This is a genomic window from Amycolatopsis bullii (assembly GCF_014654205.1).
GTDB classification, from domain to species: domain Bacteria; phylum Actinomycetota; class Actinomycetes; order Mycobacteriales; family Pseudonocardiaceae; genus Amycolatopsis; species Amycolatopsis plumensis.
On the sequence record NZ_BNAW01000035.1, the window covers coordinates 1 to 22,123 of the forward strand.

At 71.9% G+C, this 22,123-nt stretch carries 22 protein-coding genes; 10 read left to right on the top strand and 12 right to left on the bottom strand.

Translation table 11 applies throughout. The features are described from left to right. Both IE317_RS30230 and IE317_RS30235 read right to left on the bottom strand, forming a co-directional pair. On the bottom strand, positions 1-1,086 hold a 1,086-nt coding region (locus IE317_RS30230; RefSeq protein WP_229903001.1), incomplete at its 3' end, for a serine/threonine-protein kinase. Further along, a complete protein-coding gene (locus IE317_RS30235) occupies positions 1,083-1,871 on the bottom strand; it encodes a hypothetical protein (RefSeq protein ID WP_191314757.1) in 789 nt (262 codons plus the stop codon). The genes IE317_RS30235 and IE317_RS30230, both read right to left, overlap by 4 nt. A gap of 274 nt (positions 1,872-2,145) precedes the next feature. On the opposite strand from IE317_RS30235, the gene IE317_RS44765 reads away from it, so the two are divergent. From IE317_RS44765 to IE317_RS30260, 5 genes are all read left to right on the top strand, one after another. Beyond that, positions 2,146-2,841: a hypothetical protein gene (locus IE317_RS44765; RefSeq protein WP_229903002.1), complete on the top strand. Its 696-nt coding sequence runs from the start codon at positions 2,146-2,148 to the stop codon at positions 2,839-2,841. Between the two features lie 77 nt (positions 2,842-2,918). Continuing rightward, the gene (locus IE317_RS30245; protein ID WP_191314758.1) at positions 2,919-3,695 is read left to right on the top strand and encodes an ArsR/SmtB family transcription factor; all 777 of its coding nucleotides are present in this window, start codon (positions 2,919-2,921) and stop codon (positions 3,693-3,695) included. Positions 3,696-3,905: 210 nt separating this feature from the next. Next, positions 3,906-5,063 (top strand): EfeM/EfeO family lipoprotein, encoded by a 1,158-nt coding sequence (locus IE317_RS30250; RefSeq protein ID WP_191314828.1) that lies wholly within the window; start codon positions 3,906-3,908, stop codon positions 5,061-5,063. An 89-nt stretch (positions 5,064-5,152) separates the two neighbouring features. Further along, positions 5,153-6,307, top strand: a complete 1,155-nt coding sequence (locus tag IE317_RS30255; protein ID WP_191314827.1) for a Dyp-type peroxidase — start codon at positions 5,153-5,155, stop codon at positions 6,305-6,307. A 32-nt stretch (positions 6,308-6,339) separates the two neighbouring features. Continuing rightward, on the top strand, positions 6,340-7,959 hold the full coding sequence (locus tag IE317_RS30260; protein ID WP_191314759.1) for a phospholipase C: 1,620 nt from the start codon (positions 6,340-6,342) through the stop codon (positions 7,957-7,959). A 144-nt stretch (positions 7,960-8,103) separates the two neighbouring features. Here IE317_RS30260 and IE317_RS30265 read toward each other — a convergent pair whose 3' ends face one another. Genes IE317_RS30265 through IE317_RS30285 form a run of 5 tightly spaced genes read right to left on the bottom strand, consistent with a single transcriptional unit; the run spans position 8,104 to position 12,150 of the window. Continuing rightward, positions 8,104-8,514: an ATP-binding protein gene (locus IE317_RS30265; protein ID WP_191314760.1), complete on the bottom strand. Its 411-nt coding sequence runs from the start codon at positions 8,512-8,514 to the stop codon at positions 8,104-8,106. Beyond that, positions 8,511-8,867, bottom strand: a complete 357-nt coding sequence (locus IE317_RS30270; RefSeq protein ID WP_229903003.1) for an STAS domain-containing protein — start codon at positions 8,865-8,867, stop codon at positions 8,511-8,513. The genes IE317_RS30265 and IE317_RS30270 overlap by 4 nt, the downstream gene beginning before the upstream one ends. 34 nt (positions 8,868-8,901) lie before the next feature. Further along, entirely contained in the window at positions 8,902-9,342 is a 441-nt protein-coding gene (locus IE317_RS30275) for a response regulator (protein WP_191314761.1), read from the bottom strand. Then, complete coding sequence (locus IE317_RS30280; RefSeq protein WP_191314762.1) at positions 9,339-10,943, bottom strand: sensor histidine kinase; 1,605 nt, start codon at positions 10,941-10,943, stop codon at positions 9,339-9,341. Before IE317_RS30280 ends, IE317_RS30275 begins: the two co-directional genes overlap by 4 nt. Next, positions 10,933-12,150: a PP2C family protein-serine/threonine phosphatase gene (locus IE317_RS30285; RefSeq protein WP_191314763.1), complete on the bottom strand. Its 1,218-nt coding sequence runs from the start codon at positions 12,148-12,150 to the stop codon at positions 10,933-10,935. The genes IE317_RS30280 and IE317_RS30285 overlap by 11 nt, the downstream gene beginning before the upstream one ends. Positions 12,151-12,347: 197 nt before the next feature. Between IE317_RS30285 and IE317_RS30290 the strand changes: the two genes are divergently transcribed. Next, on the top strand, positions 12,348-12,704 hold the full coding sequence (locus IE317_RS30290) for a hypothetical protein (protein WP_191314764.1): 357 nt from the start codon (positions 12,348-12,350) through the stop codon (positions 12,702-12,704). Between the two features lie 163 nt (positions 12,705-12,867). On the opposite strand, the gene IE317_RS30295 is transcribed toward IE317_RS30290, so the two are convergent. Next, complete coding sequence (locus IE317_RS30295) at positions 12,868-13,926, bottom strand: DUF6801 domain-containing protein (protein WP_191314765.1); 1,059 nt, start codon at positions 13,924-13,926, stop codon at positions 12,868-12,870. 87 nt (positions 13,927-14,013) lie between these two features. After that, entirely contained in the window at positions 14,014-15,243 is a 1,230-nt protein-coding gene (locus IE317_RS30300; RefSeq protein ID WP_191314766.1) for a DUF6801 domain-containing protein, read from the bottom strand. Positions 15,244-15,561: 318 nt separating this feature from the next. Here IE317_RS30300 and IE317_RS30305 point away from each other — a divergent pair, with 318 nt between their 5' ends. After that, positions 15,562-16,125 carry a hypothetical protein gene (locus tag IE317_RS30305; RefSeq protein WP_229903004.1) on the top strand — a complete coding sequence of 188 codons (564 nt, stop codon included), beginning with the start codon at positions 15,562-15,564 and terminating at the stop codon, positions 16,123-16,125. Then, positions 16,122-17,303, top strand: coding sequence for a lipase family protein (locus tag IE317_RS30310; protein WP_191314767.1), 1,182 nt, complete (start codon positions 16,122-16,124; stop codon positions 17,301-17,303). Before IE317_RS30305 ends, IE317_RS30310 begins: the two co-directional genes overlap by 4 nt. Here IE317_RS30310 and IE317_RS30315 read toward each other — a convergent pair whose 3' ends face one another. Then, the gene (locus tag IE317_RS30315) at positions 17,304-17,918 is read right to left on the bottom strand and encodes a hypothetical protein (RefSeq protein ID WP_191314768.1); all 615 of its coding nucleotides are present in this window, start codon (positions 17,916-17,918) and stop codon (positions 17,304-17,306) included. Positions 17,919-17,957: 39 nt separating this feature from the next. Between IE317_RS30315 and IE317_RS30320 the strand changes: the two genes are divergently transcribed. Continuing rightward, positions 17,958-18,488: a GtrA family protein gene (locus tag IE317_RS30320; protein WP_191314769.1), complete on the top strand. Its 531-nt coding sequence runs from the start codon at positions 17,958-17,960 to the stop codon at positions 18,486-18,488. Here the strand turns inward: IE317_RS30320 and IE317_RS30325 are convergent. Both IE317_RS30325 and IE317_RS30330 read right to left on the bottom strand, forming a co-directional pair. Further along, the gene (locus tag IE317_RS30325; RefSeq protein ID WP_191314770.1) at positions 18,378-19,088 is read right to left on the bottom strand and encodes a GNAT family N-acetyltransferase; all 711 of its coding nucleotides are present in this window, start codon (positions 19,086-19,088) and stop codon (positions 18,378-18,380) included. The genes IE317_RS30320 and IE317_RS30325 overlap by 111 nt on opposite strands. Positions 19,089-19,243: 155 nt before the next feature. Then, on the bottom strand, positions 19,244-20,440 hold the full coding sequence (locus IE317_RS30330; RefSeq protein WP_191314771.1) for a helix-turn-helix domain-containing protein: 1,197 nt from the start codon (positions 20,438-20,440) through the stop codon (positions 19,244-19,246). Positions 20,441-20,617: 177 nt separating this feature from the next. Between IE317_RS30330 and IE317_RS30335 the strand changes: the two genes are divergently transcribed. Next, positions 20,618-21,820, top strand: a complete 1,203-nt coding sequence (locus IE317_RS30335) for a PucR family transcriptional regulator (protein WP_191314772.1) — start codon at positions 20,618-20,620, stop codon at positions 21,818-21,820. The last annotated feature ends 303 nt before the right edge of the window (positions 21,821-22,123 follow it).

Below are 22,123 nucleotides of genomic sequence, written 5' to 3' on the forward strand. Positions count from 1 at the left end.
GCCTTCGCCGCCAGGCCGGCCCGCTCCGGCGACCCCGGCACCACGTGCGCCGCCCGGGCTGCCGGGCCACCCAGTGCCCTCGGCACCCAGCCCGGCCTGCCCGTCAGGCGCTCCCACCAGCGTGGCACCCGGCCGCGCCACCGGGCGCGTCCTCGCCTCCCCCGGCGCCGCCGGAGCAGTCGCCGAATTCAGGCCCGCGATCACCCGCGGCGTCAGGTGCAGCACCGGCACCCCGGACCGCTCCAGCCACCCCGGCCCGTACACGACCGTGGCCGCCGCGGCGAGGTCCGCCGCGAACGACTCCGCCTCCCGGTACCGCGCGTCCAGCTCGCGGGCCAGGCTGCGCATCACCACCCCGGCGATCGGCGACGGCACCCCGGAAATCGGCTGCGGGTCGGTGAACATGTGCTGGCGCATCATGCTGATCGCGCCGCGGGTGTTGTCGAACGGCAGCCGGCCCGACAGCAGCTCGTACAGCACCGTGCCCGCCGCGTACACGTCGGCCGCTGGGCTCAGCGCGTTGCCCATCGCCTGCTCCGGGGCGATGTACGCCGGTGTTCCGAGGATCTCGCCACCGTGCGTCACCAGCGTGGCGCCCTCGCTGATCACCCGGGCGATGCCGAAGTCGGCCACCTTCACCACGCCCTGCGTGCTGAAGAGCAGGTTCCGCGGCTTGACGTCGAGGTGCAGCACGCCCGCCCGGTGCGCCGCGTGCAGCCCGGCCAGCATCGCCAGCCCGATCGCGCACGCCTGCTCGCCGCTCACCCCGCCGCCGTGGAAGCGGCTGTGCACCGTCCCGCCGTCGAGGCGCTCCATCACCAGCAGGTGCTCGCGGCCGGTGCGGACGTAGTCGTACACCGGCACGATGTGCGGGTGGTCCAGGCTCGCGAGCACCCGCGCCTCGCGGTCGAAGAGCTCGCTGCTCGCCGCGTGGTTGAGCACGTCCCACGGCAGCTGCTTGATCGCGACGCTGCGGCCCAGCGTCCGGTGCACACCGGCGAACACCACGCCCATGCCGCCCTCGCCGATCGACTCCCCGATGTCGTACTGCGGCAGCGCGGCGACCAGCTCGGCCGGTGCGCTCATCGGGTGAACTCCTGCGTGGACGGGACCGTGAGCCGGACCGTCTTGTCACTCTCGGTCACCGCGGGCGGGGCCGGGTGCGGGGTCAGGTAGCCGAGCAGGAACGCGATCGCCGCCGCGCCGAGCACCACCGGGATCTCGACCGCCGGCTCGGGCGGGACCAGGCGCAGCACCGACAGGCTGATCACCGCGACCAGGCCGGTGCCGAACCCGGCGGGCAGGAACCGCACGCCGCGGCGCCAGCGGTTGGGCGCCAGCCGGTGCCGGGCCAGCGCGAGCAGCGCGGTCACCCACGCGAGGATGGTCAGCACCAGCATCGCCAGGCCGAAGACACCGTAGACCGACCAGAAGGAGCCGCGGACGTCGGCGACCGTCGTCGCCTCCCCCAGCGTGACGCGGCCGGCGTCGAGCAGCTCGACCGACGACGGCAGCAACCCGGTCGCCTGCCCGGCCAGGTCACCGAGGTCGAGGACGAACGTCCGGGACACCGAGCCGCGGGCCGGCACCTCGAAGGGCGCGGTCGTGTCGTAGGCGAAGAAGGTCAACGCGAGGGCGACGCCCGAGAGCCGCACGCTGCGGACCTTCACCGGCGCGGTGCCGGAGTTGGTCGCGACGACCTGCAGCTCGACCTGGCTCGCCGGATCGATCGCGACGGTGGCGTCCTCGATCGGGCGCTGGTCGATCGACACCTGCAGCCGCAGGGAGCCGGAGTCCGCCGACGCCGGTGGCGCGCCCAGCAGCACCGCGCACAAACCCAACGCAACCCCCGCCGCGATGACACGTCCCATTGGGCACCCCTACTTGCGTTATCCGACTGGTCCGGAATGCTACAGCGAGCACACACCGGGGAGGGACGTCCCAATGCGATCCGTGGTTCGGCTGTTTTTCGGCGCCGTGGCCGGAACGTTGCTTCTGCTCGCCGGGGCGGGCACCGCCAACGCACAATACACATCGTCGGTTGGTTTGAAACCGTCGAGCGGCCAGGCCGGGAGTTCCTTCACCATTTCCTGGAATTTCTACCCCTGCAAAGGGCCGGTCACCTTTTCCTGGAACGGCACACCGATGTGGTCGGCGAACGCGACCCTCACCGAGACCAGCGGGACGGTCGCGGCCACCGTGCCCGGCGGCGCCCAGCCGGGGACCTACCCGGTCACCGGCACGTGCACCAACGCCCGGACCGGCGGCCCGCTCAGCGCGGGCAGCCGGTTCACCGTGACCGGCACACCCACCACCACGCCCCCGCCGCCGGTGACGACCACGCCGCCCCCGCCGGTGACCACGCGCCCGACCCGGCCGGGCACCACCACGACTCCGGCCAAGCCGACGACCACCACCCCGGCGCCGACCACGAGCACGCCGCCGACGACGGCGACGACCCCGCCGGCCACGCCCGGCACCCCGACGACGTCCACCACCGGGCCGAAGCCCGGCGAGCTGGTGCTCGACCACCCGAGCATCAAGCCCGGCGACGCGCTCTCGGCGTCCGGGAAGGGCTGCCTGCCGGGCCGGATGGTGACGCTGGTGTCCGACGGCACCGAGGTCGGCACCGCCTACACCGACAGCTCGGGCGCCTTCACCGCACCGGTCGAGTTCACCCGCATCGAAGCCGGGCCGCACACCGTGATCGCCGAGTGCGGCGTGCGGCTGACCGGGGCCGTCGACCAGGTCGTGACCCGCTCGTCCGGCGGGCAGACCGGCACGCTGGTCGTCCTCGTGTTCTTCGTCCTCGCGGGTATCACGGTGATCCGCTTCCGGTGAGCCCCGGTTGACATGCAGCCGTCCGGCTGCCTATCGTCGAAAGGCAGCCGGACGGCTGCATATCGACGGAAGGCGCGATGGACGAGGTCTTCAAGGCACTGGCCGACCCCAGCCGCCGCCGGCTGCTGGACGTGCTCAACGAGCGCAACGGCCAGACCCTGCGCGAACTGTGCGCGGGGCTGGACATGGCCCGCCAGTCGGTGAGCAAGCACCTGGCCGTGCTCGAGGCGGCCGGGCTGATCACCACCACCTGGCGTGGCCGGGAGAAGCTGCACTACCTCGACGCAGGCCCGATCAACGCGATCGCCGAGCGCTGGATGACCCGCTACGACCGGCGGCGGGCCGGCGCGCTGGCCGATCTCAAACGAGCACTGGAGTCCGCACCGATGAACGACTTCGCCTACACCACCTACATCAGCACGACGCCGGAGAAACTCTGGCAAGCGCTTACCGATCCGGCGTTCACGAGCCGGTACTGGGGTGTCTCCTTCGAAACCGACTGGAAAAAGGGCTCGCCGATGACGTGGGCCGAACGAGGCGCGAAATCGAGCGATCCCGAACAGATCGTGCTCGAATCGGAACCCCACCGGCGACTGGCGTACACCTGGCACACTTTCACCGCCGACTGGGCGAAAGCGAACGGTATCGACGAAGAAACGCTGGAAAAACTGCAGCGGGAAAGCCGGAGCAAAGTCACGTTCACCATCGAGCCGCACGGGGAAATGGTGAAGCTGACCGTGCTCCACGACGGTTTCGACCCCGGCAGCACGACGCTCGAGATGTGCAGCCAGGGGTGGCCGGCCCTGCTGTCCAGCCTGAAGACGCTGCTGGAGACCGGTGCGCCTCTTCCGTGAGCCCGGACAACCGGGCTAAGTACCCGAACCAGACAGATCTGGCACAGAGATACGTCTGAATCCTCCCCGTTTCGTGGGCGCCCCGCTGAAGTCCGGGTGAATTTCGCTCGTTCGACAGGATCCGATGCGGTTTTGCGGGCGTTAGGCTCGCATAATCCGTGACCGGTGATGGTCCGATCGAGTGACGGGAGAGTGCGCGTGCCGGGGTCAGTGCGTACCCGCTGGATCGTGGTGGCCGTGGTCGTGGCCGCCGCGGCGGGCGCCGTCGTGGCGTTCTGGCCGGACGACGCGGCCGCCGTCGACCCCGAGATCGCGGTCTCGCGCTCGGCGTGCGGCACCGGCTGGACGGACCCGAAGCCGGGACCGCAGACGTTCCGCCTGCACAACACCGGGTCGGTGACGGCCGAGGTCGACCTGATCGACCCGGCCACCGGCGTGATCTACGGCGAGGTCGAGGGCCTCGGCGCGGCGACGACCCGGCCGTTGCAGGTGAACCTCGGCAATGGCAGCTACGCGTTCCGCTGCCTGCCCGAGGACGCGGGCGCGATCGTCGGGCCGTCCGTGCGGATCACCGGCGGCGCCGAGCGGACCGGGCCGGGCGTCGCGCCGGTGACGCACGACGACCTGCTCGGGCCGCTCAAGGCCTACCAGCAGCACGTCACGGCGGGGCTCGGCGAGCTGGTGGCGAACACCGGCGCGCTGAAGAACGCGGTGCACGGCGGTGACCGCGCGGCGAGCCAGGCCGCGTGGGTGACCGCGCACCTGACGTACGAGCGGCTGGGCGCGGCCTACGACGCGTTCGGCGACTCCGACGGCGCTCTCAACGGCACGGCCGACGGCCTGCCGGGCGGCGCGGCCGACCCGGGTTTCACCGGCTTCCACCGCCTGGAGCAGGGCCTTTGGCGCGGCGAGGACCTGAGCGGGCTCGCCGCCGTCGCCGACCAGCTCGACACCGGCGCCCACGCGTTGCAGACGTCCTTCGCCGACAGCCAGGTCGACGGGAACGACCTCGGGCTGCGCGCGCACGAGATCATGGAGAACATGCTGCAGTTCGAACTGACCGGCCGCACCGACTACGGCAGCGGCACGAACCTGGCCACGGCCCGCGCCAACCTCGACGGCACCCGCGCGGTCCTGGACGTCCTGCGGCCGCTGCTGACGCCGCGATACCCGGACCTGTCCAAAGTGGACAGCTGGCTGAACCGGACGCAGTCCGCGCTGGACGCGGCGCGCCGGCCGGACGGCACGTGGCTGCGGCCGGCGGAGCTGGGCCGGCAGCAGCGGCAGAAGCTCAACGCGGACGTGGGCGAGCTGACCGAACTGCTGGCCCCGATCGCGGCGATCGCCGAGCCGAGGAGGACCTCGTGACGCCTCGTGGGAACCGGACCTCGGGTTCGCCGCACGGGCCGATCGCCGGAACCGGCGTCCCCCGCCGTTCGTTCCTGCGCCGGGCCGCGATGGGGGCCGGGCTCACCGTGGCCGCCGGGGCCGGGCTCGGAGCTTCCTCCGCGACCGTCACCGACGGCAGCTCGCCGGTGCCCTTCCACGGCCCCCACCAGGCCGCCATCCTCCGCAAGCCGCCGTCCCAGACCATCGTCGCCTCCTTCGACGCCGTCGCCGAGTCCAAGGCCGAGCTCACCGAGCTCTTCCGCGCGATCACCGACCGGGCCCGGTTCCTCACCGCCGGCGGGGCGCCCGCGTCGCTCGGGATCACCGCGCCGCCCGCCGACTCCGGGGTGCTCGGGCCCGTCGTGCCCGGCAGCGATCTCGGCGTCATCCTCGGCGTCGGCGCGAGCCTGTTCGACGACCGGTACGGGCTCGCGAAACTCAAGCCCGCCAAGCTGAAGCCGATGACGACGTTCCCGGACGACGCCCTCGACCCCGCCCAGTGCCACGGCGACCTCAGCCTGATCCTGTCCGCGAACGACACCGACACCGTCCTGCACGCGCTGCGGGACATCGCGCGCGCCACCCGCGGTGGCATGCAGCTGCGCTGGAAGCTCAACGGCTTCAGCTCCCCACCGCGCCCGGAAGGCACGCCCCGCAACCTCATGGGCTTCAAGGACGGCACCGCCAACCCCAACGGGTCCGAAATAGACGGTCTCGTGTGGACGACGGGCGAACCCGCGTGGACCGCCGGCGGCAGCTACCAGGTGATCCGGCTGATCCGGATGCTGGTCGAGTTCTGGGACCGGGTCTCCCTGGCCGAGCAGGAGAACATGTTCGGCCGCCGCCGCGACACCGGCGCCCCGCTCGACGGCACCCAGGAAACCGACGTCCCCCGGTACGCCGACGACCCGGTCGGCACGGTCATCCCGCTGACCAGCCACATCCGCAAGGCGAACCCGCGCACGCCGGAGACCGACGGCAGCCGGATCCTGCGCCGCGCGGTGAACTACGACCGCGGCGTCGACAGCAACGGCAACCTCGACATGGGCCTGCTGTTCGTCTGCTACCAGCAGGACCTCGAGCGCCAGTTCGAGGCCGTCCAGACGCGGCTGGCCGGCGAACCCCTGACCGACTACATCTCCCCGTTCGGCGGCGGCTACTTCTTCGCGCTGCCGGGTGTCACCGGCCCGGACGACCACTTCGGGCGCGCCCTGCTCGCCTGACGACCCCATCCCCACCACGAAAGGAATCCACTGTGGATAGAAAGACCCGCCGGCGACGACGCGGGCTGCTCGGCGCCGGGGCCCTCGCCTCGGCCGCCGCGCTGGCCGTCGTCACCGGCTCCGCGGCGACCACCGCGGACGCCCAGCCGCTGAACCTGTTCCCCGCGCACTGGATCCCGACGTCGACGCCGATCAAGCACGTCGTCGTCATCTTCGGCGAGAACATCTCGTTCGACCACTACTTCGGCACCTACCCGAACGCGGCGAACACCGACGGCACCCCGTTCACCGCCGCGCACGGCACCCCGAAGGTCAACGGCCTGGACCACCAGCTGCTGACCGCCAACCCCAACGCCTACAACCCGAAGCGGCTCACCCACGAGCAGGCGCTGACCTGCGACCAGAACCACAATTACGGCGCCGAGCAGGCCGCCTTCGACGGCGGCAAGATGGACAAGTTCGTCGAGAAGACCGAGACCGACAAGTGCACCGGGCAGCCGATCCTGTTCGGCGAGCCCGGCCTGGTGATGGACTACTACGACGGCAACACCGTCACCGGCATGTGGAACTACGCCCAGCACTACGCCCTGAACGACAACTCGTTCAACACGGTGTTCGGCCCGTCCAGCCCCGGCGCGATCGACCTGATTTCCGGCAACACCCACGGCGTCCAGGCGGTCGACCCGGTGACGCACGAGCCGGTCAGTGACGCCTACGCGGTGCAGTCACCGGACTCCAGCGGCGTCGGCACGATGATCAACGACCCGGACCCGGCCTGGGACGACTGCTCGGGCAAGAACCACACGAGCAAGGACAACCTGGCCACCATGCACGGCCGCAACATCGGTGACCTGCTCAACCAGCGCCACGTCACCTGGGGCTGGTTCCAGGGCGGCTTCCGCCCGACCGGCTCGGCCAACGGGTACGCGGTCTGCGGCCAGACCCACACGAACATCGGCGGCAACGCGGTCGTCGACTACAGCCCGCACCACGAGCCGTTCCAGTACTACCCGTCGACGGCGAACCCGAAGCACGTCCCGCCGTCCTCGGTGCGGGCGATCGGCCAGACCGACCGCGCGAACCACCAGTACGACATCTCGGACTTCAACGACTCGCTCCAGGCCGGCTCGATGCCCGCGGTGAGCTTCCTCAAGGCCCCGGAGTACCAGGACGGCCACGCGGGTTACTCGGACCCGCTGGACGAGCAGCAGTTCGTCGTCAGCGAGATCAATAAGATCCAGCAGTCCCCGGACTGGAAGTCGACGGCGATCGTGCTGGCCTACGACGACTCCGACGGCTGGTACGACCACCAGAAGTCGCCGATCATCAACGGCTCGCACGACGCTTCGCAGGACCAGGCGATCTGCACGGCCAAGGCGACGACGCTGGGCACGTACGCCGACCGCTGCGGCTACGGCCCGCGCCTGCCGCTGCTGGTGGTTTCGCCGTTCAGCAAGGTCAACCACGTCGACCACACGCTGACGGACCAGACGTCGGTGCTGAAGTTCATCGAGGACAACTGGTTCACCGGCCGCATCGGCGACTCGTCGTTCGACACGCGCGCGAATTCGCTCAACGGGATGTTCGACTTCTGGTGGCCGAAGGCCCGCAAGGTCACCCTCGACCCGAAGACCGGAGCCGTCGTCCACTAGCGCCCCAATGTGGCCTTCGGTGCGTTGAATTGGCACTGCGGCGCGAAGCGCCTCCGTTGAGGGTGGTGGCGGGGGCATGGACGGAGCACCGAAGGCCGCCTTGGGTGCGTCAGACGCAACCAAGGCCGCCTTGGGGCGCTTGGGTCAGGGGGTGACGGGGTCGAGGTCCCAGGTCAGGGTGACGACCGTGCCGGAGTCGCCGGAGGTGATGTCCGCGCGGTCGGCGCTCGCGCGCAGCAGCAACAACCCCCGGCCCCGCAACGAAACCGGGCGGGTGTCCGGTACCGGGGTGCGCCATTGGCCGTGGTCGGTGATCACCACCTCGAGCCGGCCGGGGGACACCGACGCGTCGACGTCGACGAGACCGCCGTCCACACCGTCGTAGGCGTGGTCCGCCACGTTCGCCAGTGCCTCGTAGCTGGCCAGCACGATGTCGCCGGCCCGGTCCTCGTCGACGCCCGCCGCCAGCACCCACGCCATCAGTTCGTGCCGCAGGCGGCGGAGGGCGCCCGGCGCCGCGGGGACGTCGTGGCAGCGGAACGGTTCCGGCCTCATGTGAGTGCTTCGTCGACGGTCGGGTGGACGCCGATCCACGTGTCGAGCCCGGTCGTCTTCAACGGACCCGACGTCACCGGGGAATCGCTCACCACGCACAACGCGCGCTCGGCCAGCCTGCGGTGGGCCGCCGCGAGCACCTGCAGCCCCGCCGAGCAGAAGAACGTCACCTCGCGCAGATCGACCACCAGTTTCTCCGGCCCGCGGGCCAGCACCACGTCGACGACTTCCCCGAACTCCGGCGCACTGACCAGATCGATCTCCCCCGCCACGGCCAGGACCGCGGCGCGGCCCCGCCAGTCGAGCGTCACCGCCAGCTCGGTGGCCGGCAGGTCCGGCGGCGAAGAGGTCATGGCCTCCCATCGTGCCGCACTCCCCGCCAAACGGCTACCTGTGCGGGAGCTTCACCACCGTCACCCAGAAATCGTCGATCTTCCGGACCACCTCGACGAACTTCTCGAAGTCGACCGGCTTGGTGACGTAGGCGTTGGCGTGCAGCTCGTAGCTGCGCAGGATGTCCTCCTCCGCTTCGGACGTGGTCAGCACGACCACCGGGATCGTGCACAGCCCGGGGTCCTGTTTGATCTCGCCGAGCAGTTCCCGGCCGTCCTTGCGGGGCAGGTTCAGGTCGAGCAGGATCAGCCCCGGCCGCGGCGCCGCACCGAACGGCCCTTCGCGCTTCAGGAACCGCAGCGCTTCGACGCCGTCTTCGGCGACGTGCAGCGGGTTGCGGATCTTGTGGTGCGCGAAGGCTTCCCGGGTCATCAGCACGTCACCCGGGTCGTCCTCGACGAGCAGGATGTCGATCGGGGTCGGCGCCTCGGTCATGCGGTCTCCCCCTCTTCGAGAGCCGGCAGGGTGAAGCGGAAGGTGGTGTCCGCGGCCTCGGTGTCGAGCCAGATCCGGCCGCCGTGGTACTCGACGATCCGGCGGCACAGGGCCAGGCCGATCCCGGTGCCCGGGTACGCCGAGCGCGTGTGCAGCCGCTGGAACAGCGCGAACACCCGTTCCGCGTACTCCGCGTCGATGCCGATCCCGTTGTCCGTCACGGAGAACACCCAGTCGCCGCCGTCGCGTTCGGCGGTGACCCGGACCTCCGGCGGCGCCTCGCCCTTGAACTTCAGCGCGTTGCCGATGAGGTTCTGGAACACCGCCGTCATCAGCGCCGGCTCGACGCGGACCTCCGGCAGGTCGCCGCGGGAGACCTTGCCGCCGCTGAGCGAGAGCGCGACCTCCAGGTTCGCGATCGCGTCGTCGACCAGCGCGCCCGCGTCGGCCACGACGTGCTCGCCCGGCTTCCGGCCGACCCGGGAGAACGCCAGCAGGTCGTTGATCAGGGTCTGCATCCGCTTCGCGCCGTCGACGGCGTACTCGATGTACTGCTCGCCCCGCTCGTCGAGCAGGCCCTGGTACCGCCGCTGGAGCAGCTGGCAGAAGCTGGCCACCTTCCGCAGCGGCTCCTGCAGGTCGTGCGAAGCGACGTAGGCGAACTGCTCCAGGTCGGCGTTGGACCGCTCCAGCTCGCGCGTGCGCCGGTCGAGCATCGCGTTGGTTTCTTCCGCCTCGCGCGTGCGCCGGTCCAGCATCGCGTTGGTTTCCTCCGCCTCCCGCGTGCGCCGGTCCAGCAGGGCGTGCGCCTGCTCGAGCTCGGCGACCTCGTCGAGGATGCGCTGCCGCATCGCCTCGACGTCGGCGCCGAGCTGGACGATCTCGCGCGGCCCGCTCCCGCTCACCGGGCGGTGGATGTCGGAATCCGCGACCCGGCGGACTTCGGCGGCCAGCCGCAGGATCGGCCGGGTGACGACCTGCCGCAGGCCGAAGAACAGCATCGCGAACAACACCAGGACCAGCACGCCGACGACCACGAACATCGCGTTGAGGAAGCTCGCCGCCGCGTCGAGGTCCGCTCGGCCGCTGTCGCGCAGCGCGGCGAGGTGGTCGAGCTGGGCGTCGAGTGCCCGGCGCACGTCGACGAACAGCGTCCGGCCGCGCTCGACCTGGTCGGCGGTGACCGGCGGCGCGTCGGGGGCGATGGTGGGGGCGGCCGCGGCCTGCCAGGCGGTGGCCGCCCGCAGCACGGCGTCGAGGTCGTCGCCGATCCGGGTGCCCGGGGCCGCGCCGAGCTGCCGCAGCTGCGCGACGGCGTCGGCCTGCGACCGCATTCCGTCCGTGTAGGGCACCAGGAACGCCGGCTGGCGGCCGAGCTGGTAGCCGCGGACCCCGCTCTCCTGGTTGAGCAGCGCGGTGGACAGCTGGATGGCGGCCAGCCGCTGCGGCGCGACCACGTCGAGCAGGCGGGTGCGCGCTTCGGCGAGGTTGTTCAGCGCGATGCCGGCGGCGATCAGCGCGGCGACCAGCAGCACGGTCTCGACGGCGGCCAGCAGCGCCAGGCGGCGGCGGATCGGCCGGCCGCGTGCGTCAACGCTCATCGGCCTCGGCTTCCGGGTCGTGGGCTTCGGGGTCGTGGCTGAGCAGGGCGAGGGCGACGTCGTCGTCGAGCGGGCCCGAGTTGAGCCGTTCGGCCCGGGCGATCAGCTCGTCGAGCAGGGCGTGGCTGTGGATCCCGGTCTCCCGCTTGATGTCGAGGACCAGCTCGGCCATCCGCTCGTGGCCCAGCCGTTCGGACCCGGCGCCGACCCGGCCCTCGAACACGCCGTCGGTGTACAGCAGCAGCGACCACCCCGGTTCCAGCGGCACGTCCACCGCGTCCCACTTGGCGCCTTCGACGACGCCGAGCGGGACGCCCAGGCGTTCGCGGGAGAGCAGGTGCCCGTCGCCCGGGGTGAGCAGCAGCGGCGGCAGGTGCCCGGCCAGCGACAGGCGCAGGGACCTGCGGTCCGGCGCGACGACGACCATGCAGACGGTGGCGAACAGCGGCTCGATCCGCTCGTGCACCAGGACCCGCTCGACCATGCTCAGCACGTCGGGCATCGGCAGGCCGGCCATCACCAGCGAGCGCCACGCGATCCGCAGCGCGACGCCGAGTGCGGCCTCGTCCGGCCCGTGGCCGCAGACGTCGCCGATCATCATGTGCACCGTGCCGTCGGCGAGCTCGATCGCGTCGTAGAAGTCGCCACCGAGCAGGGAGCCGTTGCGGCCGGGCCGGTAGCGGGCGGCCAGGTCGAGGTGGGGGTCGCGCAGCAGCGGGCTGGGCAGCAGGCCGCGTTCGAGCCGCGCGTTCTCTCGCGCGAGCAGCTGCTGCTGGAGGAACTGCTGCTCGACCTGCTCGGCGCGCTTGCGTTCGCGGGCGAAGCGCAGGGCCTTCACCAGCAGCGGGCCGTCGACCTGGTCCTTGACGAGGTAGTCCTGCGCGCCGGCGGCGACCGCGGCGACCCCGGTGGCCTGGTCGTGCTGCCCGGTCAGGACGACCACCGCGACCCCCGGCGCGTGCTGCCCGAGCTTGGTCAGGCCGCCCAAGCCCATGGCGTCGGGCAGCTGCAGGTCGAGCACGACGCAGTCGGCGGTGAGCGGGCCGCTGAGCGCGGCGGTGAGCGTCTCGACGCGTTCGAGCGCGTACGGCACGTCGGTGTCCGCCAGCATCTCCTCGACCAGCAGCGCGTCGCCGTCGTCGTCCTCGATCAGGAGCACCCGCAGGCGCGTGCGGGGATCCCACGATGAGTCGAGCGCGGCGGTCACCGGCGTCTCCCGTTCGGCTGCTCTTGAGCCAGCACATCCAGACGATCAACCCTAGCGGCACCGGCCGCGGCCGCCTACGGCCGTGGAACCGGTCCCACCGGGGTAGCGTTTTATAGCACCCCGGTGGGACACCGGATCGATAACGGTTCGGGTGCCGCCCGTGCCGGGACCGGACATATCCCGCATACGCTGCGCGGATGCCCCGGTCCGCCGCGCTCGCCTGGTGGGGTGCGACGGCGTGCTGGTTCCTCGGCACCCTCGCCGGCCGCCTGACCGGTCACCGGAGCGAGGTCACCGGAGCGGTCCCGCTGCCGGTCGCCGTGCTCGTGTTCGCCGTCTGCGCGGGAGCTTTCGCGCTGCTCGTCCACGCCGCCCGCCGCGGGGTGAAGGGCGCCCGTCCGGCGCTGGCGGTCGCCGGTGGGCTCGGCGTCGTCGACCTCGTGGCGCAGCTCGCCGGGGACGTGGTCGCGCGCGACTTCGGGCACGGCGGGTTGTTCCTGGCCGCGCTGGTCTGCTCGGGTGCCGGGTTCAGGTTGATGTTCCGGTCCCGCTGAGCCGTTCGGAACAGGTCCAGCACCGGCGTACTGCCGACGCTCGCCCAGCCCGCCAGTGCGTCGCCGCGATCGCGGCCACGAGCTGCGTGCGGGTCGCCGCGGACAGCACCTGCGTTCGCAGCGTCAGCTTGTCGTCGGTCGCGCCGCGGGAAGTGAGCGGCCGTCAGCGCGCGGTCAACGTCAGGGCGAATGTGTTCCCCTCACCCTGCACCAGCGAACTCAGGAACGCGGTGAACGCGCCACAGCCGGTCAGCGGCGGGATCGTGTACGTGCCGGTGACCGGACCGCCCGTCGCCACCGCGAACCCGCTGCCGGTGCGCAGGTCGACCGGGATGGGCGCGCCCGCCCGGCAGCCCGGGTCGGCGACCGGCAGCCCGAAGAGCGTCACCTGCGGCAAGGCCAGCGTGAACGCCGAGTGCGCGGTGAACCCGCCGTCGCGCAGTTCGCCGGTCTGCGGGCCGTCCGGGGTGAACTGCAGGTCCGCGCGGCCGGGCACGAACCCGAACGCCTTGAACTCCGCGCCGGTCCTGTCGAACGCCGTCGCGAACTCCGGGCCTGCCGCGAGCGATCCGGTGAGCGGGGCGGTCGAGCGCAGTGCCTTCACCGCCGTCGACCCCGCCACGGTGTAGCGGTGCTGGGTCGGCGTGCTGCCGAGCTCGAAGCCGAGCAGCACCGGGTCCTGGCCCGGGTCGAGCGTGCACTCCGAGGTGAACGAGCCGAGCCCGGTGAACGAACCGTCCGCCTTCTTCGGCGTCAGCCGGGTGCTGAACCCGCCGATGGTCAGCGTCGTCTTCCCCGCGTTCGGCAGCTGGACCGGCGGCACCGAACCGGACGCCGTGGCGGTGAACGCCCCCGACGGCGGCACCGCCGTCTTCGCCACCGTCAACGGGAGGCTCAGCGGCAGCGTCAGCGGGCCGTTGGCCAGCGTCACCCCTGCGGACGCCGTCCCTTCGATGCTCGCCGCGCCGACCAGGGCCAGGCCACGGGCGGACTTGTCCGGCACCGTCACCGAGACCGCGAGGTCCCCCGTCGTGAACGTCCCGCCCGGCGCGGACGGCACCTCGAAGGCGGCCTTGATCTCCACGGCCAGCTGCTGCCTGCCGATCAACGGGAACGGGCAGGTGAACGTCAGCTCCTTGTCGACCGGCGTCGACGCCGCCGCGGGCGTGGCGACGGCGGAAGCGAGCACGCAGGCGGCGAGCAACGACCGGGCGATCCGCACGGGCGCTCCCTTTCTCGAGGTTTGCGGGACGTGGCACCGGCCCCCGCCGCGGCACGGTCAGCGCGCAGCGGGGGCCGGCAGATCGGGCTACTTCTTGGCGAGGGTCAGGTCCAGCGAGTTGCCGTCGCTCTTGGCGAAGGCGCTGACGATGTCGTTGAACGGACCGCAGTTCTGCAGCGCGGACAGCGAGTACGTGCCCGACAGCTTGCCGCCCTTGAGCAGGTCGAAGTCGGGACCGGTGGTCATCTCGCTGGTCGAGGGGCTGGTCGTGCCGCACTTCGGGTCGGTGCTGATCGGGATGCCGAACAGGTTGACCGTGGTGAGGAACGTGTCGAACTTGATGTGCGCCTTGAAGCCGGTGCCCACCAGCTCCCCGGTCTGCGGGCCGTTCTGCACGACCTTGACGTCCGAGCTGCCCTGCAGGAAGCCGAACAGCTTGAACTCGGTGTGCGTCGGGTTCAGCTGCAGGTTGCCGGTGAACGTCTTGGCCGACAGGTTGACGTCGGCGTCGAACGAACCGGTGATCGGCGCGGTGCTGCCGAGCGACTTCAGCGCCGTCTGCCCGGTGATGCCGAAGGAGTACTTGATGCCCCCGCCCGGCGGCGTGGTCGTGGGCGGGGTCGTCACCGGCGGGGTGGTCGTCGGCGGCGTCGTGACCGGCGGGGTCGTGGCGGGCGGGGTGGTCGTCCCGCCGCCGCCGTTGATGGTGATCGTGGCCAGCGTGTTGTTCTGGCCGCTGTCCTGCGTGCAGGGCGCGTCGATCGTGCCGTCCGGCGTGATGCCGGTGACCGAGCCGTCGGCCTTGCGCGGGGTGACCTTGAGGTTCAGGTCGCCCACGGTGATCTTCGCCTGGCCAGCCTGGGTGAACGTCAGCGACGGCGTCTTCCCCGCCGCGTTGATGTTCATCTCACCGGACGCCGGGATGTTCGTCTTGTCCAGCGTGATCGGCACGCTGACCGGCAGGTTGAGGCTCGGCGCGGCGACGGTCGCGCTCGCCGTGGCGGTGCCTTCCAGCGTCGTGGCGCCGATCAGGCTCAGGCCGCTGACGGTGTCCGCGTTGATCGTGGACACGGCCTTGATGTCGAACGCGCCGGTCGGCTGCCCGGTGTTCACCGTGGTCGGCAGGTCGGTGTTGATCACCACCTTCAGCGACTGGGAACCCACCAGCGGGAAGGTGCAGTGGTAGTTCAGCGTCAGCGAAATCGGGTCGGCGGCGCTGGTCTGCGCCCCGGCGACGAGCGCGGTGGCGACGAGCCCCACCGCACCCGCGGCCGCGGCGGCCGCGACCGTCATCTTCTTGCCTCTTGGGTGACTCACGATGGTCCTTCCGTGTATCAACAGTGATACGAAACGGCGGCGCGTTCTCTGCAATCGCGGCCGGACCGTAAGCTAACGAGCGTCGATGGCGCCGATCAAGGGCTTTCGGTAAAAAGGCCACACGGGCACCGCAAATTGTCACACCGGCACGCCAGACCACCTGGTTTCCTAGCAGGCCGGGGAAGGTTTCCCCAGCACAGGGGCAACGACGAACCGCTGATGCACGTAACAAAGCCGGTCCTCGAAATGTTTACGCACATGCCAACCGGCCATTCTCTTCTTGCTCGCGCGCGAGCGCGGCGCGTAGCTTCGAAACCCATGAAAAGAATGCACAGCGCGGTGCTCGTGATGTCGGTGGCCGCGCTCCTGTCGTGCGCCGCGTGCGCTTCCGACGCCCCGCCCGACCCCGGACGGCACGCCGACCCCGCGGCCCTCGCCTGGGTCGACAAGGTGTGCACCGGCGTGGCCGCGGGCTCGGCGAAGCTCTCGCAGCCGCCCGCCGTCGACGACGCCGACCCGGTGAAGACCCGCGACGCGATGGTGGACTTCCTGGGGCGCCTCGGTTCCGCACTGGAGGACATGGCGGGCGGCCTGCGCACGGCCGGCGTCCCCCCTGTCCCGGATGGACAGTCCGTTGTGGACAAAGCCACCGGCAACCTCACCGAGACGCAGAGCAAGCTGGCCGAGACGAAGACCCGGATGGCGCAGGCGAAGGTGACCGACCAGCCCAGCCTGCGCCAGGTCATCTCCGAAGCCGACGCGACGATGGGCAAGCTGACCGATCCCGAGGGCCCGATCAAGGACCTCAAGGCCAACCCGGAACTCGACCTGGCCTTCAGCGAGTCCGCGACCTGCAAGCGGGTCTACGGGAGCGGCGCGTGAGCGCCCGCCGTGTGCTCGCCACGCTGGTGGCGCTGGTCCTGACCACGGCATTCGCCCCCGCTGTGGCCACCGCCGAGCCCGCGCCGCCCGACGACACCTTCTACGTGCCGCCCTCGCCCTTGCCCGCGGGCCGGCCGGGTGACGTCATCCGGTGGCGACCGTCGAACGCCGGCCCCCGGCACGCGTCCGTCGACGCCTGGCAGGTGATGTACCTGTCGACGAACGCGCTCGGGCAGCCCGACGCCGTCACCGGCACGGTCCTGGTGCCGAAGACCGCCGACCGCGCGACGGCGCCGATCGTCGCGTTCGCGCCGGGCACGCACGGCCCGGCGTTCGCCTGCACCCCGTCGAAGATGATCGACATCGGCGCCTTCTACGAGCAGCCCGGCCTCGACGACCTGCTCGACGCGGGGTACGCCGTCGCCGTCCCGGACTACGAGGGCTACCAACCGGCGCCGAAGACGACGTACGTCGTGGGCCGGTCCGAAGGGCCCGCGGTGATCGACGCGGTCCGCGCGGCCCAGCGGCTCGGCGCGGCCGGGCTGTCGACGTCGGCGAAGGTCGTCTTCCGCGGGTACTCCCAGGGTGGCGGCGCCGCGGCGTGGGCGGGTGAGCTGCAGCCGTCGTACGCGCCGGAGCTGAACCTCGTCGGCGTCGCGGCCGGCGGCGTGCCGGCCGACCTGGTCCAGGTGACGCTGCAGCTCGACGGCAAGTTCGGCTTCGGCGTGTTCGCCTACGCCCTGCTCGGCCTCGACCAGGCGTACCCCGAGCTTCAGCTCGACTCGTTCCTCAGCGACAACGGCCGGGCGAAACTGGCCGAGATGAAGCAGAGCGCGTGCACGTTCGAGCTGCTCACGACGTACGCGAACCAGAAGATCGCGGACTACACGACCGGCCCGGGCTACATCAAGCCCGCGTGGGTGGCGCGGCTGAACGAGAACAAGCTCGGCGGGACCCCGCCGCGGGTGCCGGTGTTCCTCTACCACGCCACCGGCGACCAGCTGGTGCAGTTCGCGCAGGCCGACAGCCTGCACAAGACCTACTGCGCGGCCGGGGTCCAGGAGACCTGGAAGACCTACGACACCGACCACATCACGCTGGTCTACACCGGCAACGCCGACGTCCTGGCCTTCGTGCGGGACCGGATCGCCGGGAAACCGGCGACGGCGAACTGCTGATCAGCGGCTCCGGCCGCCGCGGGGGTGCTGCTGCCACGAGCTGATCACCGAGCTGACGTAGGAGCGCCACTGGTCCTCCGGCGACGCCGAGGTCGGGGTGGGGGTCGGCTCGGGCGCCGCGGGCTTGCGCCCCGCGCCGGGCGGCGCGCTCGTGGTCTCCGCCGTGGTGTGCCGGACCTCGGCGGTGAGCGGCGGCGCGGAGGCGGCGGCGCTCATGGTCTCCACGGCTTGACTGGAGGTCGGCGGCGGCGGCACGACCGGCGCGGGGGCGTCGGGCGGCGGCACGGCCGTCCCGCCCACCTGGCTCGGCTGGAGCAGCACGACCGCGGCCAGCCCGAGCCCGACGGCCGCCCCCGCGGCGAGGACGTACGGCTTCGCGCGGCGGGACCGGTCGGCGGGCGGCGCCTCCCGCGGACGGCTGTCATCGTCCTCGCTCGTCGCCAGCTCGGCGTCGAGGATGGCCAGCGGATCGGGAATGGGATCGGGCTCGGTGGCCGCCGCTTCTTCGGCGAGCTTCGCGTCGAGTTCACCGCGGATCATCAGCGGCTTCGTCTGCGAAAGGTTCACCAGCTCGGCGACCGAGGGGAGTTCGCCCTCACCGCCCGTGCGTGCCATCGAAAACCTCCACCCGTTCCGGCGTCACCTGGAGGAACCATGCCAGAGCCGCGAGAGCTGCTCCGCTTCGCCGTCGTCGGCCTGGCCGCGTACGGGGTCACACTACTGGGCGACTACAGCCTGAAGCTCACCGTGTGCCGGGAGAAGCCGGTGACGGCCCTCGCGATCGCCACGGTCGTCTCGACGGCGTTCGCGTACCTGCTGTCCCGCCGCTGGTCGTTCGCCTCGCGCGGCGGCCACCGGCGGCTGCGGGAGGCGACCCTGTTCTTCGCGGTCAACGCGGGCGCGGTGGCGGTGAACCTCGTGCCCGCGCTGGTGTCGCGGTACGTGCTGCACCTGTCGGTGCCGCACGTGGATCACCTGACGCAGGAGGTCGCGGACTTCGTCGCCGGGATGCTGCTGGGCACCCTGGCCGGGACGGCGTTCCGCTGGTTCGGGTACCGGCGGTGGGTGTTCCCGTCAGCGCCACCAGTTGGCGTCGCCGAGGGTGGCGAACCCGAGCTTCTCGTAGAGCGGCCGCCCGAGCTTCGAGGCGGTCAGCGTGACGGGCAGGTCGTCGAAGTGCCGTAGGACGGCGTGCATCAGCGCGCGCCCGACGCCCTTCGAGCGGTGCTCGGGCAGCGTGGTCACCCAGTAGACGCCGCCGACACCGCCGTGGGCCATCGTGAGGCACGCGCCCTGCGCGCCTTTGCGGAAGAACGCGGTGGCCTGGTCGAGGAGGCCTGCCGGGAAGACGCTGCCGGGCCGGTGGGGCTGGTACTCCTCCAGCGGGAAGCCGCGGACGATCAGGTCTTCGGCTTCGGCCAGGCCGTCGGCGGTTCCGATCCGCTCGACGCCTTCGGCTTCGGGGGCGGAGCCGGCCTCGCGGGCCATCACCGGCAGCTGCCCGGCGGACATCCCGAGCCCGGTCAGGTCGAGCACCCGGAACGGGTCCTCCACGACGACGGTCCGCCCGTCCGCGCGGCGCTTCCCGGCGAGTTCGGTCAGCTCCTCGACGGCAGCGGCGCCGGGCGCGGCGGTCCGCAGCATGATCCGGAACCGGCGGCCGTCGATCACGGTGAAGGCCGGGTGGTCTTCGACGTGGTCCCCCCGGGCGCGGGCGAGGGTGCTCCACATGGCGACGGCGTTGTCGGAGGCTTGGCGCAGGCGCTCGGTGAGCAATCCGGTCATGTCCGGCAGCCTAGAGCCGGACAACCACCCACCGGACCGTTTTCCCCCAGCAGCCCCACCCACCCGACCCTCCAGGCACGCAACCCGACCCTCCAGGCACGCAGGCTGACCCTCCAGGCACGCAGGCCGTCCGTCCAGGTACGCGTCCGGGCCGGTCAGCCGCGGTCCGGCAGCGCCCGTTCGGCCAGCAGGGCCAGCTCCAGCCGCAGCCGCTCCGACGGGTCGTCCAGCTTCTCCCCGAACAACTCGCCCAGCTTCTTGAGCCGCGCGCGGATCGTCTGCGGGTGCAGGTCGAGCAACCGGCCCAGCTCGGGCGCGCTGCCGCGGGTCCGGACCAGCGCCAGCAGCGTCTCCGCCAGGTGCTCCCGCCGCCGCTCGGGCAACCCCGCCAGCGGCTCCAGCGTCGTCGAGGCCAGCTGGCCGACCAGGAACTCGTCCGCGAGCAGCAGCAACGTCGTGACGTGGTCGCGGCACCAGATCACCGGGCCCGGGACGTCCAGCAGCCCGCGGGCGGCGAGGTCGACCGCGCGGCGGGCGATGCGGAACGATTCCGGTGCCTCCGCCGGCGGGACCAGCGGCCCGACCGCCGCCGTCCAGCCCGGGGGCAGGCCCGTCAGGCCGATCAGGTCCACGTCCGGGGCCGGGGTCAGCGCGGCCGGTGGGTCGCCGGCCGGGTCCGCCGGGACGTGCTCCGGCAGCAGGCCGGGCGGGAGCTCCGGGGCGCCCGGCAGCGCGCGGAACGCCACCGCCGCCACCCGCTCGGGCACCGGCAGCCCGGACACCGCGATCAGACCGTCCACTTCCGACGGTGTCCGGCCGCCGAGCAGCGCGTGCAGCAGGCGCCGGTGCCGTTCGCCGCTTCCCGCCACCGCGGCCTCGGCCGCGCTGTATCCCTCCGCGACGGCCGCCATCGACGTCTCCACGTCGGCGAACATCCCCTCGGCGGCGCCGTACAGGACGTCACCGGACAGGCCCGCTTCCCGCGCGATGTCGGCGATCCACCGCCAGGTGACCCGGCTCGACACGCGCACCGCCGCCTGCACGGCTTCGCGGCTGAGACCACTGTGGAACGCGTCGCGCCCGTGGCCGCGGAACCCGGCCAGCCGGTCGGCCTGCCACAGCGACGGCGTGCCGACGCGGTCGACGTCCCGCTCGATCCCGCGCCGCGCCAGCTCGATCGCGGTCGCGCGGCCAGGGCCGTCGCCGAATTTCTCGGAATAATCCGGAATCTCCGCGGCGATGGCGTCGATGCAGGCCCGGGCGATCTCGGGGATGCGCGGGCGCACCGCGTCGCCGAGCTCCTGCGGCAGGCGGGACCACACGGAACTGTCCGAGGCAGCGGAACCGCGCATGGGGAATTCAGTCCTCCACTGGGAATTGGCTCCTCGGAAATACTGACACGGAGCGTAGAACGCGCACCCGTCCGTGTCAAAAGGACGTGTCAGCGTCACCCTTTCCGGGAACCGATCGTTGATTTTTCAGTGACACGTGCGTCGGATACGCTCGGCGCCCACGCACTCTAAGGGGGATTGGTGGTCGAGTACCGCAGCTTTCGCCTGCTGGCTTCGCTGCCGCGTGCGCTCGGCGCGGGATTGCGCCCGCACGTCGGGCACGCGGCGGCCTCGATGATCCAGGAGGTGCAGCGCACGGTGCCGGCCTACGGCCAGCCGCTCAAGGGCGTGTTCGGCAAGGTCCTGGTGAAGAGCGTCGAGTTCGCGGTGCAGCACTGCATCGATTCGATGGGCGAGCCGTCGCTGGGCCACGAGCACTGGATCGAGTTCTACCGCGGCCGCGGCCGGATCGAGTTCACCGAAGGCCGCAACCTCGACGCGCTGCAGGACAGCGCCACGATCGGGGCCCGGGTGGCCTGGCGCGCGATGCACCCGGCGGTGGTCGCCGCCGGCGTCGACCCGGCCGTCATCTCGGTGGCCGCGGAGGCCATCTTCGCCTACGTCGACGAGCTGTGCGCGACCGCGATCGAGGGGTACCAGCAGGCGCAAGCCGAGGCCGAGGGTGCCGTCCCGGTCCGGCGTCGCCGACTGCTGGAGCTGATCGCGGGCGCCCCGGAGGGCGCGGCGAGCAGCATCGCGGGCCTGGCCGGCGGGGCGGGCTGGCCGCTGCCGGAGACGGCGGCAATGGTGGCCCTCGAACGCGGCCCGGAGGCGGCGGACTTCCCGGCGGACCTGCTCGGCGACGGCGTCCTGGCCGACCTCGACGGGCCGGAGCCGTACCTGCTGACCAGCGACCCGGACACCGACCTGACCCCGCTGACGGCCAAGCTCGACGGCTGGCGCGCGGCGGTGTCCCCGACGGTCCCGCTGGCCGACGCCCCGGCCGCACTGCGCACGGCCCGCCGGGCGCTGCTGCTGTCCGGCCCGGACGTCCCCGGCCCGATCATCTGGTGCCGCGACCACCTCGCGACGCTCTGGCTGCTGGCCGAGGACTTCCTGGCGGCCGAGCTGGCCCGGCAGAGCCTGGACCCGTTTGCGTCGCTGAGCGAGAAGCAGCGGGAGCGGCTGAGCGAGACGCTGCTGGCCTGGCTGGAGACGCGCGGGGGTGCGCCGGAGATCGCGCAGCGGCTGGGGGTGCACCCGCAGACGGTCCGCAACCGCCTGCGCCAGCTGGAGGAGCTGTTCGGAGAGCGCCTGAAGGACGCCGACGACCGCTTGGGGATGCAGCTGGCGCTGCGGGCGCAGCGGCTGATGCGTGCTCACCGGCCCCCGGAGGGCTGAGCGGCCGCCGGTGCGGCGAAAGCTGTGGACAACTCCGGGTACGGCCCGGACTTGGGGACAACTCCGGGTGCGGGGCCGCGCGCGGGACCGGAATTGTCAGTGGCCGCGAGTAACGTTGAAACCGGGGGTCCCCCAAGCGGCCGGGGGCTTCGACGCGTCCGGAGATCCGGCGCGGCCGGCCCCGTGCCCCGCAACGCTCACCATCCGGTCCAGCGTGCGCACCGGCATCGGCAGCACCCGCCGCCACGGGCGGCGGCCCGACCACCCCGGCCGCGGCCCCTGGTGAACGAAATGGAAACTCGC

Excerpts from the sequence above, each read along its gene's own strand:
- IE317_RS30255 (WP_191314827.1), top strand. The coding sequence starts at position 5,153 with ATGGGGGCCGGGCTCACCGTGGCCGCCGGGGCCGGGCTCGGAGCTTCC.
- IE317_RS44765 (WP_229903002.1), top strand. The coding sequence starts at position 2,146 with ATGTGGTCGGCGAACGCGACCCTCACCGAGACCAGCGGGACGGTCGCG.
- IE317_RS30330 (WP_191314771.1), bottom strand. The coding sequence starts at position 20,440 with ATGCGCGGTTCCGCTGCCTCGGACAGTTCCGTGTGGTCCCGCCTGCCG.
- IE317_RS30325 (WP_191314770.1), bottom strand. The coding sequence starts at position 19,088 with ATGACCGGATTGCTCACCGAGCGCCTGCGCCAAGCCTCCGACAACGCC.
- IE317_RS30245 (WP_191314758.1), top strand. The coding sequence starts at position 2,919 with ATGGACGAGGTCTTCAAGGCACTGGCCGACCCCAGCCGCCGCCGGCTG.
- IE317_RS30275 (WP_191314761.1), bottom strand. The coding sequence starts at position 9,342 with ATGACCGAGGCGCCGACCCCGATCGACATCCTGCTCGTCGAGGACGAC.
- IE317_RS30305 (WP_229903004.1), top strand. The coding sequence starts at position 15,562 with ATGAAAAGAATGCACAGCGCGGTGCTCGTGATGTCGGTGGCCGCGCTC.
- IE317_RS30265 (WP_191314760.1), bottom strand. The coding sequence starts at position 8,514 with ATGAGGCCGGAACCGTTCCGCTGCCACGACGTCCCCGCGGCGCCGGGC.
- IE317_RS30270 (WP_229903003.1), bottom strand. The coding sequence starts at position 8,867 with ATGACCTCTTCGCCGCCGGACCTGCCGGCCACCGAGCTGGCGGTGACG.
- IE317_RS30320 (WP_191314769.1), top strand. The coding sequence starts at position 17,958 with ATGCCAGAGCCGCGAGAGCTGCTCCGCTTCGCCGTCGTCGGCCTGGCC.
- IE317_RS30280 (WP_191314762.1), bottom strand. The coding sequence starts at position 10,943 with ATGAGCGTTGACGCACGCGGCCGGCCGATCCGCCGCCGCCTGGCGCTG.
- IE317_RS30235 (WP_191314757.1), bottom strand. The coding sequence starts at position 1,871 with ATGGGACGTGTCATCGCGGCGGGGGTTGCGTTGGGTTTGTGCGCGGTG.
- IE317_RS30315 (WP_191314768.1), bottom strand. The coding sequence starts at position 17,918 with ATGGCACGCACGGGCGGTGAGGGCGAACTCCCCTCGGTCGCCGAGCTG.
- IE317_RS30290 (WP_191314764.1), top strand. The coding sequence starts at position 12,348 with ATGCCCCGGTCCGCCGCGCTCGCCTGGTGGGGTGCGACGGCGTGCTGG.